The 13,507-nt window shown below is 69.8% G+C and carries 13 protein-coding genes and 1 tRNA gene; 10 read left to right on the forward strand and 4 right to left on the reverse strand.

The window, feature by feature from the left end; all coding sequences use genetic code 11:
* Positions 1-184: 184 nt before the first annotated feature.
* A complete protein-coding gene (locus tag ACNF49_RS05655) occupies positions 185-703 on the forward strand; it encodes a hypothetical protein (RefSeq protein WP_482943000.1) in 519 nt (172 codons plus the stop codon).
* A 292-nt stretch (positions 704-995) separates the two neighbouring features.
* A complete protein-coding gene (locus tag ACNF49_RS05660; protein WP_482943001.1) occupies positions 996-2,381 on the forward strand; it encodes an MFS transporter in 1,386 nt (461 codons plus the stop codon).
* Positions 2,382-2,401: 20 nt separating this feature from the next.
* Here the strand turns inward: ACNF49_RS05660 and ACNF49_RS05665 are convergent, their stop codons facing one another.
* Positions 2,402-4,234, reverse strand: a complete 1,833-nt coding sequence (locus ACNF49_RS05665) for a glycoside hydrolase family 15 protein (protein ID WP_357973542.1) — start codon at positions 4,232-4,234, stop codon at positions 2,402-2,404.
* A gap of 198 nt (positions 4,235-4,432) precedes the next feature.
* Between ACNF49_RS05665 and ACNF49_RS05670 the strand changes: the two genes are divergently transcribed.
* The 3 genes from ACNF49_RS05670 to ACNF49_RS05680 all read left to right on the forward strand — a co-directional run bounded on the left by ACNF49_RS05670 (position 4,433) and on the right by ACNF49_RS05680 (position 6,648).
* Complete coding sequence (locus ACNF49_RS05670) at positions 4,433-5,977, forward strand: alpha/beta hydrolase (protein ID WP_482943002.1); 1,545 nt, start codon at positions 4,433-4,435, stop codon at positions 5,975-5,977.
* A 57-nt stretch (positions 5,978-6,034) separates the two neighbouring features.
* Positions 6,035-6,111 (forward strand) — tRNA-Thr (locus tag ACNF49_RS05675).
* 126 nt (positions 6,112-6,237) lie between these two features.
* Positions 6,238-6,648, forward strand: coding sequence for a hypothetical protein (locus tag ACNF49_RS05680; RefSeq protein ID WP_482943003.1), 411 nt, complete (start codon positions 6,238-6,240; stop codon positions 6,646-6,648).
* A 52-nt stretch (positions 6,649-6,700) separates the two neighbouring features.
* On the opposite strand, the gene ACNF49_RS05685 is transcribed toward ACNF49_RS05680, so the two are convergent.
* Both ACNF49_RS05685 and ACNF49_RS05690 read right to left on the reverse strand, forming a co-directional pair.
* Positions 6,701-7,477 carry a class I SAM-dependent methyltransferase gene (locus tag ACNF49_RS05685; RefSeq protein ID WP_482943004.1) on the reverse strand — a complete coding sequence of 259 codons (777 nt, stop codon included), beginning with the start codon at positions 7,475-7,477 and terminating at the stop codon, positions 6,701-6,703.
* 128 nt (positions 7,478-7,605) lie between these two features.
* A complete protein-coding gene (locus ACNF49_RS05690; protein ID WP_482943005.1) occupies positions 7,606-8,316 on the reverse strand; it encodes a carboxymuconolactone decarboxylase family protein in 711 nt (236 codons plus the stop codon).
* 74 nt (positions 8,317-8,390) lie between these two features.
* Between ACNF49_RS05690 and ACNF49_RS05695 the strand changes: the two genes are divergently transcribed.
* Together ACNF49_RS05695 and ACNF49_RS05700 are read left to right on the forward strand one after the other, a co-directional pair.
* Complete coding sequence (locus tag ACNF49_RS05695) at positions 8,391-9,035, forward strand: TetR/AcrR family transcriptional regulator (protein ID WP_482943006.1); 645 nt, start codon at positions 8,391-8,393, stop codon at positions 9,033-9,035.
* 117 nt (positions 9,036-9,152) lie between these two features.
* On the forward strand, positions 9,153-9,659 hold the full coding sequence (locus ACNF49_RS05700; protein ID WP_482943007.1) for an RICIN domain-containing protein: 507 nt from the start codon (positions 9,153-9,155) through the stop codon (positions 9,657-9,659).
* A gap of 140 nt (positions 9,660-9,799) precedes the next feature.
* Here the strand turns inward: ACNF49_RS05700 and ACNF49_RS05705 are convergent, their stop codons facing one another.
* On the reverse strand, positions 9,800-10,573 hold the full coding sequence (locus ACNF49_RS05705) for an alpha/beta fold hydrolase (protein WP_357975448.1): 774 nt from the start codon (positions 10,571-10,573) through the stop codon (positions 9,800-9,802).
* Between the two features lie 103 nt (positions 10,574-10,676).
* Here ACNF49_RS05705 and ACNF49_RS05710 point away from each other — a divergent pair, with 103 nt between their 5' ends.
* From ACNF49_RS05710 to ACNF49_RS05720, 3 genes are all read left to right on the forward strand, one after another.
* Positions 10,677-11,525, forward strand: a complete 849-nt coding sequence (locus tag ACNF49_RS05710; protein ID WP_482943008.1) for a helix-turn-helix transcriptional regulator — start codon at positions 10,677-10,679, stop codon at positions 11,523-11,525.
* Between the two features lie 129 nt (positions 11,526-11,654).
* A complete protein-coding gene (locus ACNF49_RS05715; RefSeq protein ID WP_482943009.1) occupies positions 11,655-12,779 on the forward strand; it encodes a serine hydrolase domain-containing protein in 1,125 nt (374 codons plus the stop codon).
* A 141-nt stretch (positions 12,780-12,920) separates the two neighbouring features.
* Positions 12,921-13,472 (forward strand): DUF305 domain-containing protein, encoded by a 552-nt coding sequence (locus tag ACNF49_RS05720; protein ID WP_482943010.1) that lies wholly within the window; start codon positions 12,921-12,923, stop codon positions 13,470-13,472.
* Positions 13,473-13,507: the final 35 nt, after the last annotated feature.

The following is a 13,507-nucleotide window of genomic DNA, read 5'->3' on the forward strand; positions in this document are numbered from 1 at the left end:
CCTCGCGGACGGCATGGCGACCATGCGCCCAGTCCCGCCGCGTGAGCACGGCGCACCCGCCTCGTTGTCTGAGCACGGCGCACCTGCCCCGCTGCGTGAGCGCAGCGCGTCCGCTTCGTTGCGGGTGTGAGGGTTGAGCAGCCTTTGTCCAGGGATGGTCCGGTCACCACCAAGAGAGGTCGTCATGGGGAAGGTGCCCGATCCGGCCGACGGTCATCGGTCGCCGGCCGATGGTGCCCACAGGGACTACGCCGGTGCCGTCTACGGATCACTGCTCGCCGCCTCGGTGGTGGCCGGCGCCGCGTCGCTCGGCAGCTTCCCGCGTCTGGAGATGATCATCTTGCTGCTGGGGACCAGCACGGTGTTCTGGGCCGCTCACGTCCACGCCCGCCTGTTCGGCGCCCGTACGGTCTTCCAGAGCATGAGCGTGGCCGATATCCGCCGGGCCTGTGCCGAGGAGTGGCCGATCGTCACGGCGGCCGTTCCGCCGGCCGTCGCCGTGGCCGTCGGGCCGCTGCTGGGCCTCGAACCGCAGGGCACCGCCTGGCTGGCGCTCGGGGTCGCGGTGGCCGGGCAGGTCGGCTGGTCGGCGGCGGCGGCCGTGGGGATCGGCGCCTCTTCTCGCATGGTCCTGGTCACCAGCGTGATCAATCTGCTGCTCGGACTGGTGATCGTGGTGCTGAAGGCCGCGTTCCACCATTGACGGGACGCCCGCCGGGACGCCCGCCGGGACGCCCGCCCCGATCACCGACGCGACCGCTCGCTCGTGGGAGCGACCTGGCTGAATACGTGGGGCAGCCTGGCTGAGTACGTGGGGGCGGCCTGGCTGAGAAGGGTGAGCAATCATGCCGGATTCACATCGAGGTGGTCATGCGCAGGTGGATGATGTGCCGCGGCGATCCCGTCCTTGAGAGGGGCGGCGCCGGTTCGTACGGCGAAGGCGCCGACCCCGTCGCCACCGATCGAGCTCCGCGAGCGCGACGGCGGGGTGGACCATGACCGGACCCGCAGCCCCCGGGAGCTCGGCCGCCTTCTCGAAGAGCCCGCTGGCCCCGCTGGCCCTCGCCCAGTTCATCTGCAGCTTCGCCGGCTCGAACATGAACGTGATGATCAACGACATCGGCCGGGACCTGAACACCACGGTGGAGGGCGTGCAGAGCACGATCACGCTGTTCCTGTTGATCATGGCGGTGCTCATGATCCCGTGCAGCAAGCTGACTGATCGCTGGGGTCGCAAGAGATGCTTCCTCGCAGGGCTCATCCTGTACGGGATCGGTGCGCTGACCAGCGCGTTCTCGCCAAGCCTCGCGGTACTGATCCTCGGCAACTCGGTTCTCGAAGGGGTGGGGACCGCCTTGCTGATTCCGCCCGTCTACATCCTCGCGACGATGGCCTTCGACGATCTGCGGTCGCGTGCCCGGGCCTACGGCCTGATCAGCGGGCTTGGGGGTGTCGGCGCGGCCGCGGGCCCGCTGATCGGCGGTTTCATCGCGACGGCGATCACCTGGCGGGCCGCGTTCGTCTTCCAGGCGGTGGTGGTCGCGGTGATCGTCTTTCTCAGCCGCCGGATCGCCGACCCGGTGCCGCCGGATCCGACCCGGCCCTTCGACACCGCCGGCGCGGTCCTGTCGGCCGCCGGCATGTTCTTCGTGGTGTTCGGGATTCTCCAGGCCAGCAGGAACGCCGCGCTGATGACGGCGTTCCTCGTCGTCGGAGCGGGCTTCCTGGTCTGGTTCTTCCTGCACATCCGCGCCCGGGAACGCGCCGGGAAGGAGCCGTTGCTCACGACGCGTCTCTTCCGCAACCGTACGTCCAATCTCGGCCTCGTCACCCAGAACATGCAGTGGCTGGTCCTCATGGGGACGTCCTTCGTCGTCGCGGTCTTCCTGCAGAAGGTCCGCGGGTACAACGCCATCCAGACGGGTGTCGTCTTCACCGCGGCGACCGTGGGCGTTCTGGTGACGTCCCTGGCGGCGGAGCGGCTCACCAAGAAGCACTCCCAGAAGAACCTGATCTCGGCGGGTTTCGCCATGACCGTGACCGGGATCGCCGTCCTGCTCGCCCTGGTCGGAGCGTCTTCGCGGGTCGTCGCCTTCGTGCCGGGGCTGTTGCTGATCGGGCTGGGCGTGGGCGTGATGCTCACGCCGTCGGTCAACGTCGTGCAGTCCAGCTTTCCCGAGGAACAGCAGGGCGAGATCTCCGGGTTGTCGCGCAGCGTGTCCAATCTCGGCTCGTCGTTCGGCACGGCGATCGCAGGCACGATCCTCATCTCCGGGCTGGCCGAGGGGAACCGGTCCTATGCTCTCGCCATGATCGCTCTCGCGATCTTCGCCCTGGTGGGGCTGGGCGCCTCGATCCGGCTCCCCGCCGACCCCCGGTGACCCGGGACGCCGTGTGCGGTCTACCGCCCGTCCGGTTCGGCGCGGTCGAGTTGTTCGTCGAGGGCGATGGCCGCGGCGATGAGCGCCAGATGGGTGAACGCCTGCGGGAAATTGCCGAGCTGCGTGCCTGACGGGCCGATCTCCTCGGCGAACAGGCCGACGTGGTTGGCGTAGGTGAGCATCTTGTCGAAGGCGTAACGGGCCTGCTGCAGCCGTCCGGCGCGGGCCAGGGCCTCGACGTAGAGAAAACTGCACAGGTTGAACGTTCCCTCCGATCCGCGCAGGCCGTCGGGGGACGCGGCGGGGTCGTAACGGTAGACGAGGCTGTCGCTGACCAGCTCCTCGTCGATGGCGTCCAGGGTGCTCAGCCAGGCCGGGTCGCGGGGGGAGATGAACCCGACCCGGGGCATGAGCAGCAGCGAGGCGTCCAGCACGTCGGTGCCGTAGTGCTGGACGAAGGCCCGCCGATCAGGGCTCCAGCCGCGGTCGACGATCTGGTTGAAGACGGCGTCCCGGACACTCATCCAGCGGACCAGGTCAGCGGGACGCGAGTAGGTGGTGGCCATCCGGATGCCCCGATCGAAGGCGACCCAGGTCATCAGCCGGCTGTAGGTGAACTCCTGACGCCCGCCGCGGGTCTCCCAGATGCCTTCGTCCGGACGGTCCCAGGAGTCGGCCAGCCAGTCGAGCAGCTCGGCGAAGGCTCGCCAGCCGCGGATGCCGCCGATCTCCTGGGCCTGGGCCAGGGCGTCGGCGGCTTCACCGTAGATGTCGAGCTGGAGCTGGTCGGAGGCGGCGTTTCCGGCCCGTACCGGTCGGGACTGTCGGTATCCCTCCAGATGGCCGAGTACTTCCTCGGTCAGATGGGGATCCCCGTCGATCCGGTACATGATCTGCAGCGGTTCACCGGAGGCGCGGCCGGCGGCGAGCCGTTCACGCAGCCAGGTACGGAAAGCCTGGGCCTCCTCGACGAAGCCGAGGTCGATCAGGGCCCGGACGGACAGCGAGGCGTCGCGGACCCAGGTGTAGCGGTAGTCCCAGTTGCGCTCGCCGCCGATCTGCTCCGGCAGCCCCATCGTGGCCGCGGCGATCGGGGCGCCGGTGGGTGCGTACGTGAGCAGCTTGAGAGTGATCGCCGAACGGTTCACCATGTCACGCCAGCGACCCCGGTACCGGGACGCGCGCAGCCAATCGTGCCAGAAGGTGCGGCAGGCCTCGAAGCTGTCGCGTATCCCGTCGGCGGTCACGGGCGGCACGGCCTGGTCGTCGCCGCTGCAGCTGGTCAGGACGATCGCGGCTATCTGGCCGGCCTGGAGGGTGAAATCCGCGACGACGTCCTCGTCGTCAGGGCGCAGGGCGACAGGGCCGACGGCCTGCAGGTGGAGGTTCGTGCCGGGGCCCTGGAAGATCGCCGATCCGGCGTCGCCGAGGGCGAGGGTGTGCGGTGCTCGCCCGTAGTCGAAGCGGGGACGGCAGGCGAAGACGAAGGGCAGGCTCCCGCGGACCACCCGGGCGAGCCGCACCAGGCGGTGCCGGCCGGAAGGAGTGCTGGAGGTGTTCGGTTCCATGAAGTCGGCGACCTCGCCGACGCCGCCGGGAGCCATGAACCGCGTGACGAGGATGGCGGTGTCCGGCAGGTAGAGCTGCCGTACGGTCGCCTCGTCGCTTCCCTCCATGTCGGCGGCCAGCCGGCAGTGGCCCCCGCGCCCGCTGTCGAGGATGGACGCGAACAGGCTCGGCGAGTCGAACCGGGGCGTGCACCACCAGTCGATGGTGCCGTCGCTGGAGACGAGCGCGGCGGTCTGCAGGTCTCCGATCATGCCGTGGTCCGCGATGTGCGGGTAGCCGTTCATCGATGCCTCCGTTGTTCGCCGGACATACCGGACGACTGCCTCCGGACGTGTCGACTGAGCGACCGTCACCGGGGGGACGGAGCAGCCTTTTCAGGCTAACTCCTGGTATCGCGGGAAGTCACCTGGGGTGACGCCGTGTGTCCCGCCAACGCCGGATGGCATCCAAGGGTGTGTCCGCGCCGGAGGTGGTTGGCTGGTGTGGTGCGCAACCATCGCTCGTGGGGAGCCCCGCTGACCGTGCCGGGTCTCTCGCGGTACGGGGCCGCGGGGATGCGGGTGCGGTGGCTGCGTCGCGTCGTGGCCGGGGCCGCGGTGCCGGTGCTGCTTCTCGCCGGCGGGTGTGGCCGTCCGGAGGAGCGGGTGGTGCGGGGGCTCGGCTGGTCCGACTGTGGGGACGGGTTCCAGTGCGGGATGTTGCGGGTGCCGCTCGACCACGGCAGGCCCGACGGCGAGCGGCTTGAGCTGGCGGTCGTCCGGCTGCCCGCGACGGGCGACCGGATCGGCTCGCTGGTGGTGAACCCGGGTGGGCCGGGGGCGTCCGGGGTCGAGTACGCCAGGGCCGCCCGGCTGGTCGTGGGCGAGAAGGTGCGGGAGCGGTTCGACATCGTCGGCTTCGATCCCCGCGGGGTGAGCCGGTCGGCGCCGGTCGACTGCCTCGACGACGAAGGGCTCGACGCGTTCGTCGCCATGGACACCACCCCCGACACCCTTGAGGAACGGAGTGCTCTGGAGGCCGCGGCGCGGCGGTTCGCGGCCGGCTGCCAGAAGCGCTCCGGCCGGCTCCTGCCCCACCTGGGCACCGTGGACGTGGCCCGCGACCTGGACCTGCTGCGCCAGGCCCTGGGCGACCAGAAGCTGACCTATCTCGGCAAGTCGTACGGCACCTTTCTCGGGGCCGTCTATGCCGACCTGTTTCCCGGCAAGGTGCGTACGCTCGCGCTGGACGGTGCCCTCGACCCGGCCGACTCGCGGGTGCTGTTGAACACCGAGCAGGCCGTGGGGTTCGAGGAGGCGCTGCGCGCGTACGTCGAGGACTGCCTGGGCGATCGCGACTGCCCGTTCGCCGGCCGGACCGCCGAGCAGGCGATGGACGAGGTCGGGGCCCTGATCCACCATGCGGACGCCCGGCCCCTGGAAGGCGGCGGCGGCCGGCGGGTCACCGAGGCGCTGGCCACCCTCGGAGCGCTGACGCCGCTCTACGACCGTGCCTCCTGGCCGGAACTCACCGAGGCGCTACGCCGGGCGCTGAACGGCGACGGCTCAATGCTGCTGCGCAACGCCGACCAGCTCGCGGGTAGGCAGGACGACGGCACGTACTCCAACCAGCTGGCGGCCAATCTGGCGGTGAACTGCGTCGACGGTCCGTATCCGGCGACGACTGCGGCCTTCGCGGAGGATGCGGCGGAGGCGTCCAGGAAGGCGCCCCGGTTCGGGCCGTACATCGTGTGGTCGTCCCTGCCGTGTGCGTTCTGGCCGGCCCGGCCCACCTTCGCGCCGCATCGCCTGACCGCCGCCGGGGCTCCTCCGATCCTGGTCATCGGTACGAAACGGGACCCGGCGACGCCGTACGGGTGGGCCCGGGCGCTGGCGGGGGAACTGCGGTCCGGCGTGCTGCTGAGCTACGACGGCGACGGGCACACCGCGTACGGGAACGGCTCCCCGTGTGTGGACGACGCCGTGGACCGGTATCTCGTGGAGGGGGTGCCGCCGAAGGATGGCGCGATCTGTCCGGGGATCCGGTGATCGGGAGGAGCAAGAACCCTTCGATCTCCTGTAGACTCTTGCAAGCCGTACAGGCACGCCGCCTTAGCTCAGTCGGCCAGAGCACTTCACTCGTAATGAAGGGGTCTGGGGTTCGAATCCCCAAGGCGGCTCCAGGTCAGAAGCCCTCCGCAAGATCGCGGGGGGCTTCTGCGTTTCTGACCGGGCGACCAAGGATCCCATCGCAGGACGGCGTCGCGATGTGGGTGGTCGCTTATGGCCCCTTGTGGGACAGTGAGCCCGTGGAGCCAGTTGATCAGAAGAGGTCGTGGTTCGATGCCCTGACCATGCCGCAGCGCGTGATCGTGGCCGCAACATCAGCGGTGGGCCTCGTGGGCGGGACGGCGCTGTTGCTGACGGATCCTCCCAGCAATCTTGCAGCGTCCTTCCTGATCTTTGCTTATGCCATCTCGGCGGTGGCTGTTCTGCAGAGTATTCCCTGGGTTCGAGCACGCGTTGGGAGCGGGACCCAGCTCTGCCTGGGGTTCGCCTTGACCTTCAAGTCCCTGTCCGGTGAACTCGCGACGCCTGCGTTCCAGGTCGGAGGACTGATTGTGGGCATCGGCCTGTTGGCCGACCTCCTTGTGCGTGCGGTGATCAGGGATCGGAGACTGAGGCAGGGGCGCCGGCGCACCGCGGCACAGGCTCACTGATCGCCGAAGACTGTGAAGGCTTGAGCGTCGATCCCAGGACGCTCGATCGGCTCTAGTCCCGCTCGGCGAAAACGTGGGTCAAAGCCGCAACGCGTCGATAAGGATCTGTGGCGCCGGCTTGTTGCTCGCAGTCCAGCAACGCGGCCAGAACCTGGTCGTCGGGGATCTCCGCGTCGGCCGGCGCGGTGTCGGTGAACACGCGTACGCCATACCAGGCGCGCACCTTCAGCCGCCGGTCAGCGAGCGCGGCAGTCAGGACGTCCAAGCGGTCGGCGCGAGCCGTGACGCCGATGCGGTTGTCGTACGACAGGTCCTGGAATGCTCGCTGCGCGGTCGCCCAGTCGCCGAGCAGACCTGGCCGCATCGCCAAGGCATCGCCGTTGCGGACCAGCAGGGACAGCATGCCCCCTGGGGGCAACAGCCGCGCCAGATCGTCCAGCAACGGCCCGGGGTCGGCGAAGTACATCAGAACCCCGTGGCACAGCACGACATCGAAGCTCTCAGGCCGGAACAAGGTGGCGATATCCGCTACGTCGCCGTGGAGCAGCCGCACTCGCTCCCGGACATCCCCCGGCTCGTCGGCCAGAGCACGCTGAAGATCACCAAGCAGTGCGGCCGAGGAGTCCAGCCCTGTCACATCGTGTCCGCGTCGCGCCAGCCGCAGCAGCTGGGTTCCCTGGCCGCATCCCACGTCCAGAACACGCCGCGGCACCGCGTCGGGCAGGTGGGCCGCCAAGTGCCGGGCCACCAGCTCCTGGCGGACGATCTGCCGGAGTGTCCCCAGACGAGCTCGCCACTCTTCCTCGCCTGCCGCGAAGCCAGAAGTCATCGCACCTCTCCCTGCATGCTGCCGGATCAGCGGCGAGCCTACGCGTTCGTTCTCCGGCCCTTCCGTGACACCCCCGGGCAGAAGCCCTCCGCGGGATCGCGGAGGGCTCCTGTGTGTGCAACGACCGGTCAGGCGCGGGAGCGGCTCTCCTGCGGGGCGGGGTCGGGGGTGCCGAGTTCGGTGAGCAGGGCGTCGAGCACGTGCATGGCGCGCCAGGCCTTGGTCATGCCGAACTGCGCGGAGAACCGTACGACGGCACGGGCCTCCTCCGGTGTGGCGCCGGCGCCGAGGGCGCGTGTCAGGTGGGCGCGGAAGCTCTCCTCCAGGGTCTGGAAGAGCACGTCGACGGTCATCGTGATGAACGCGCGCTCCCTGGTCGACACCCGCCGCATGCCGGCGCGCATGCGGGACTGCAGGTCCATGTAGGTGCTGAACGGCCGGTCCAGGGCGGCTACGGCCTGTCGCATCGCCTCCGGGAGCGGGCTGCCCGTGCCGTCGGCGTTCACCTCGTGACCCTGGCTGGTGGGGGTGGGCAGGGCGTGTTCCCGTTCCAGTTCGGTCAGGCGGGCGAGGGCCGTCAGGGCGGCGGGGTATCCGCTGTCGTAGGCGACGAAGCGCAGCATCTCGCGCAGGTCGTCGGCCGGCAGACCGCAGCCGGCGGCCATCGTCACGTGCTGTTCGAAGGGCAGGCCGAGGGTCTGCTGGCAGACGTCGGCGGTGAGGCACAGCAGGAGCTTCTCGCGCCTGGTGAGCTCCGGGATCTCGTCCCAGAGCAGGCGGTCGGTGGCGGCGCTCATCTCGGCGAACACCGAGTCCAGCGCCTTCACCTGGTTCTCCATGGATCTCCTCCATATGTGAACGACTGTAGCGCTACGACTGTAGTGCAACGGGCGTCCGCCTACAATGGACCTTCATGGACGAGACCACCTCCGCCCCGGCCGGCCCTCGCGGCGGCAGGCAGGGACGCAATCCGCGAGGCCAGGGCGAGCGCCTGCGGGACGACGTCATCGGCGCCGCTCTGCGCCTGCTGAACGAGCTCGGCGACGACCAGGCCCTGTCCATGCGCGCGGTGGCACGTGAGGTCGGCGTCGCCGCGACCTCGGTGTACATCCACTTCGCCGACCGGGACGCGCTCGTGCTGGCCGCCCTGGAGAGGTTCCATGGCGAGCTCGTGGCGGCCATCGATGAGGCCGAGACCGGGGCCGCCGATCCGGCGGGGAAGTTGCGCGCCCGCGTGCTGCTGCTGGGCAGGTGGGTCCAGCAGCACCCCGGCCTGTACAAGGTGCTGCACGAGAGCACGCTCAACCAGCGGGTGGCCATGTCGTTCAAGCAGGAGCTGGCCGAGCGCACCACCGCCGCGGTGCAGCGGTGCATCGACGCCGGGCTCGCCCCGGACGACGACGCCGCTGTGGTCTCGCTGGATCTGCGGGCGGCGGTGCACGGGGCCGTGTCGATGCGGGTCAACCAGCCCGACCTGCCGTGGCCGCCGCTGGAGGAGCAGGTCGATCGTTTCCTCGCCAGGCTCGTCGGTCTAGCCATCGGCGGCCGGCCGGAGTGAGCGCCTCCTTGTGCATGCCGGGGGGAAGGGGACTGTAAACAGATGGTGATTGATCGAACACCGTGAGTTGCGACATGGTGCATGAGCCCTGTTCAACGCACCCTCGGAGGGACACTCATGCTGGTTCGTCGCCTTCTGTCTGGAGCCGTCCTCGTCGCCACCGTCAGTGCGGGCCTCGTCCTGCCCGCTGCGGCTTCCGCTCCGAACCCCATGTGCATCGACGTCACCAACGACCGTGGCAACGGGGTCCGGATCTACCAGTGGCAGTGCCAGAGCAACAACAACAATCAGAAGTTCGTGATCGACGCGGGTCAGATCAAGATCAAGGACACTCTGGGGACGTCGCGGCCGATGTGTGTCGATGTCACCAACGACCGTGGCAACGGGGTCCGGATCTATCAGTGGGAGTGTCAGGCCAACAACAACAATCAGAAGTTCGTGATCGACGCGGGTCAGATCAAGATCAGGGACACTCTGGGGACGTCGCGGCCGATGTGTGTCGATGTCACCAACGACCGCGGTAACGGGGTCCGGATCTATCAGTGGGAGTGTCAGAGCAACAACAACAATCAGAAGTTCGTGATCGACGCGGGTCAGATCAAGATCAAGGACACGCTGGTCTGAGTCGGCGGGTCGGTGGCGGGGGCTTGGTCCGCGGTGACGGACCGGCCCCCGCTGTCCTTTGCCGCACGCCGGTGAGGCCAGGGCCAGCCGGTGAAGCCAGGGCCAGGCGGTGAAGCCAGGGTCAGGCGGTGGAGCCGGGGTCAGGCGGTGAAGTCGCGGACGAGGGTGACGAAGTCGTCGGGGCGTTCGACGCTGGAGACGTGGCCGGTGTCGAGTTCGAGGTAGGAGCTGCCGGGGATGGCGGCGTGGAGCTCGCGGGCGTTCTCCACCGGGATCAGGCCGTCATGGGCGGCGCCGACGACCAGCGTGGGCGCCTGGATGCCGGGCAGCAGATGGCGGAGGTCGACGCGGCGGCCGAGGTCGATCTGGCGCAGGCGGCCGGGGTGCGGCCGGAAGTACGTCGCCCGGTTCTCCAGATCCTCGGGGGCGAGGGAGTTGAGGTAGCGGCGGCTGAAGGCGGTCAGCATGGCGAAGCGGGCGAAGGCGTCCGGGTTGCCGGCCAGGCCGAGCCAGGTCTGCAGGGCGGTGCGCAGGTAGGCGTCCTCGGTGTGGGCCCAGCCTGAGAGCGGGATCAGGCGGCGGACGAGTTCGGGGCGGGTGGCGGCGAGGGACAGGGCGACCACCGCGCCCAGGGAGAAGCCGAGCAGGTCCACGGGGGCCTTGCCGGAGTCCTCGATGACGGCCGCGAGCTGCCGGGTCAGGCCCTCGACGGTCAGAGGGGCGCCGTCGTCCTCGGCGAGGTCGCTGCCGCCGAGGTCGGGCAGGATCACGGTGTTGCGGTCGGCGAAGCGCTCGGCGACGCCGTCCCAGGTCGACGATCCCGGGCCGGTGCCGTGCAGGAGCACCAGGCCGGGGCCGTCGCCGACGGTGCGGTAGGCGAGGCGGGTCCCGGAGACGGTCAGGTGTCGGGTCATGGGCGCCACCGTGCCAGCCGGGGGTGCGGATGAGGAGCGGACCGGATTCCCTAGGACAGACAGTCCTGGACTGCGATATTTCGCGGTATTGCAGGATGGGCTCATGGATCGTACGGAGCTTGCCGACTTCCTTCGCCGCTCGCGGGAGCGGCTGCTGCCCGGCGAGGTGGGGCTGCCGTCGGGGCCGCGTCGCCGTACCCCGGGGCTGAGGCGGGAGGAGGTGGCTCAGCTCGCGGGCATGTCGGCCGACTACCTGATGCGGTTGGAGCAGGCACGCAGCCCGCAGCCGTCCACCCAGCTGCTGGGCGCGCTGGCGCGGGCGCTGCGCCTGACGCGCGACGAACGCGACCACCTCTACCTGCTGGCCGGGCACCGGCCGCCGGCCGGGCCGCGGTCGGGCGAGCACGTCAAGCCGAGCCTGCTCTACCTGCTCGACCGCCTCGTCGGGACGCCCGCGCAGGTGCTGAGCGACCTGGGCGACGTGCTGGCGCAGAACGCCATGGCCGAGTCCCTGTTCGGGTGCAGCTGCACGACCGAGGCGCCCGATCGCAACATCGTGTGGCGCTGGTTCACCGACCCGTTCAGGCGGGAGGCCTATCCGGAGGAGGAGCGCGCCGAACGGTCCCGCCTGCACGTGGCCGACCTGCGCGCGGCGGTGGTCCGTCGCGGCAACGACGAGCCGGCCCGGACCCTGGTCGAGCGCCTGCGTCGGGCCAGCCCGGAGTTCGTCTCGCTGTGGGAACGGCACGAGGTCGCGGTACGCCGCGGCAGCCGCATGCGGGTCCGGCATCCGGCCATCGGCGCGATGGAGTTCGACTACGAGGTGCTGCTGGCCCCGGCCGAGGACCAGCGGCTGCTGATCTTCACGCCGCCGCCCGGGTCGAAGACGTTCGAGGCGCTGGAGCTGCTGCGCGTGGTGGGGCCGGAGACCGTGCACGGGAGCCATCGGTAGCCGTACGGGGGACGCCGCGTCAGCGGGCGCGTCAGGACGGCGACGGTCCGGTGTCAGCGCGGCCGGGGATGGTTGAACCATCACCGGTTCGGGGGATGCGGCCCGAAGGCTCTGAAAGGCGTATGAATCATGATGAACGACAGCGTTTCCGTGAACGACGTGGCCGAGCGTCCGGAGCTGCAGAAGATCCTCCAGGAGATCGTGGACGCCGGTTTCGTCGGCGTGCAGCTGCGGGTGAACGACGAGCGGGGCGAGTGGGTCGGCAGCGCCGGGGTGCGCGAGCTGGGCGGCCTCGCCGAGCCGCCGACGGACGGGCGCTTCCGGGTCGGCAGCGTCACCAAGACCTTCACCGCGGCCCTCGTCCTGAGCCTCGTGGCCGACGGCGTGATCGGCCTGGACGATGTCGTGGACGACCACCTGCCCGAGTTCGGGCTGGACCGGCGGATCACCGTACGGATGTTGCTGCAGCACACCAGCGGCGTGTTCAACTTCACCGGCGAGTACTACGAGGACGGCACCGTCGTGCCGGGGATCGTCTGGTCGGGCAGGGAGTGGGTGGAGAACCGCTTCAGGACCTACCAGCCGCAGGAGCTGGTACGGCTCGCGCTGTCCAAGCCCGCCCGCTTCGAGCCGGGGACGGACTGGAGCTACTCCAACACCAACTACGTCCTGGCCAGGCTGCTGATCGAGAAGGTCACCGGCCGTCCGCTGGCCGAGGAGATGCGGCTGCGCGTCCTGGAGCCGCTCGGGCTGCCGGACACCGTCGTGCCGGACACCGACACGGAGATCGCCGGGCCGCACGCCCACGCCTACTACCGCTACGAGGAGGACGGCCAGGACAGGACGGTCGACGTCACCCGCCAGAACCCCTCCTGGATCTCCACCGGCGGCGACATGATCTCGACCACCCGCGACCTGCACACGTTCATCTCCGGGCTGATGGGCGGCCGGCTCCTGCCGCCCTCGCTGCTGGCCGAGATGCGCGACGCGCACCCCAAGGTCGGCTACGGCCTGGGCGTGTTCGTGCAGGACGCGGACCCCGACAGCGGCACGCTCATCACGCACAACGGCGGCATCTCGGGCTCGGCGGCGCTGATGTTCAGCACGCCCGACGGCCGCAAGACCCTGACCGCCTCGGTGACCTACGTGGACGACGCCGCGATGTCCCAGGCGGCGGCGTTCCAGGAGGTCGTGCAGCGGCTGGTCAAGGAGGTCTTCGGCGGAGCGGCCGGCCGGGACGGGGCGGCGTCCTGAAGACCGGAGCGGACGGCGGCGGGTCGGCCTGATGCCGACCCGCCGCGCCGACGTTCCGCCCCCTTGACAGGGGCCCTTGCGCGCCTGGGGGAAATCGTCTAACTCTTAGGAAGGTTTCCTTTTTAATGGAAGGCGCGCAGAGTGGCCGCTACCCCCCGATCCGGCGCCCTGAAGCTCGTCCTGGCGGCCCTGGGCCTCCTGCTGGCCACCGCCTGCGGGGCGGCCGGGGCCCAGGCTCCTCCGGTGAACGCCCAGGACGTGATGTTCGTGCAGATGATGGTGCAGCACCACCGCCAGGGCATAGAGATCGCCAAGCTCGGCAGTCAACGGGCCATCGACGACCAGCTCCGGATCCTGGTGGCCGCCGTGGCCAGCACGCAGCAGGACGAGGTCGAGATGATGCTGCGCTGGCTGTACGCCTGGGAACAGCCGCTCACCGCCGCCTCCGGCGCCCACGACCACCACGGCGGCATGCCGGAGACCGACCGCAAGCAGATCAGGGCGCTGAAGAAGTCGAAGTCCTTCGAGCACGACCTGATGACCCTGCTGATCACACACCAGGGCGACGCGATCAGGATGGCGGACACCGAGGTGGCCTCCGGCGCGGACCCGGCGGTCAAGGAGTGGGCGGCACAGGTGCAGGCGTCCCGCAAGGCGCAGATCGACCTGATGAAGGACCTGCTCAAGCGCTGATCGGGGGAGATCCCCGGTCGGCGTAGACGTGCGTC

It is taken from the genome of Actinomadura sp. ATCC 39365 (genome assembly GCF_054392275.1).

Excerpts from the sequence above, each read along its gene's own strand:
- ACNF49_RS05655 (WP_482943000.1), top strand. The coding sequence starts at position 185 with ATGGGGAAGGTGCCCGATCCGGCCGACGGTCATCGGTCGCCGGCCGAT.
- ACNF49_RS05660 (WP_482943001.1), top strand. The coding sequence starts at position 996 with ATGACCGGACCCGCAGCCCCCGGGAGCTCGGCCGCCTTCTCGAAGAGC.
- ACNF49_RS05665 (WP_357973542.1), bottom strand. The coding sequence starts at position 4,234 with ATGAACGGCTACCCGCACATCGCGGACCACGGCATGATCGGAGACCTG.
- ACNF49_RS05685 (WP_482943004.1), bottom strand. The coding sequence starts at position 7,477 with ATGACTTCTGGCTTCGCGGCAGGCGAGGAAGAGTGGCGAGCTCGTCTG.
- ACNF49_RS05690 (WP_482943005.1), bottom strand. The coding sequence starts at position 8,316 with ATGGAGAACCAGGTGAAGGCGCTGGACTCGGTGTTCGCCGAGATGAGC.
- ACNF49_RS05695 (WP_482943006.1), top strand. The coding sequence starts at position 8,391 with ATGGACGAGACCACCTCCGCCCCGGCCGGCCCTCGCGGCGGCAGGCAG.
- ACNF49_RS05700 (WP_482943007.1), top strand. The coding sequence starts at position 9,153 with ATGCTGGTTCGTCGCCTTCTGTCTGGAGCCGTCCTCGTCGCCACCGTC.
- ACNF49_RS05705 (WP_357975448.1), bottom strand. The coding sequence starts at position 10,573 with ATGACCCGACACCTGACCGTCTCCGGGACCCGCCTCGCCTACCGCACC.
- ACNF49_RS05710 (WP_482943008.1), top strand. The coding sequence starts at position 10,677 with ATGGATCGTACGGAGCTTGCCGACTTCCTTCGCCGCTCGCGGGAGCGG.
- ACNF49_RS05715 (WP_482943009.1), top strand. The coding sequence starts at position 11,655 with ATGATGAACGACAGCGTTTCCGTGAACGACGTGGCCGAGCGTCCGGAG.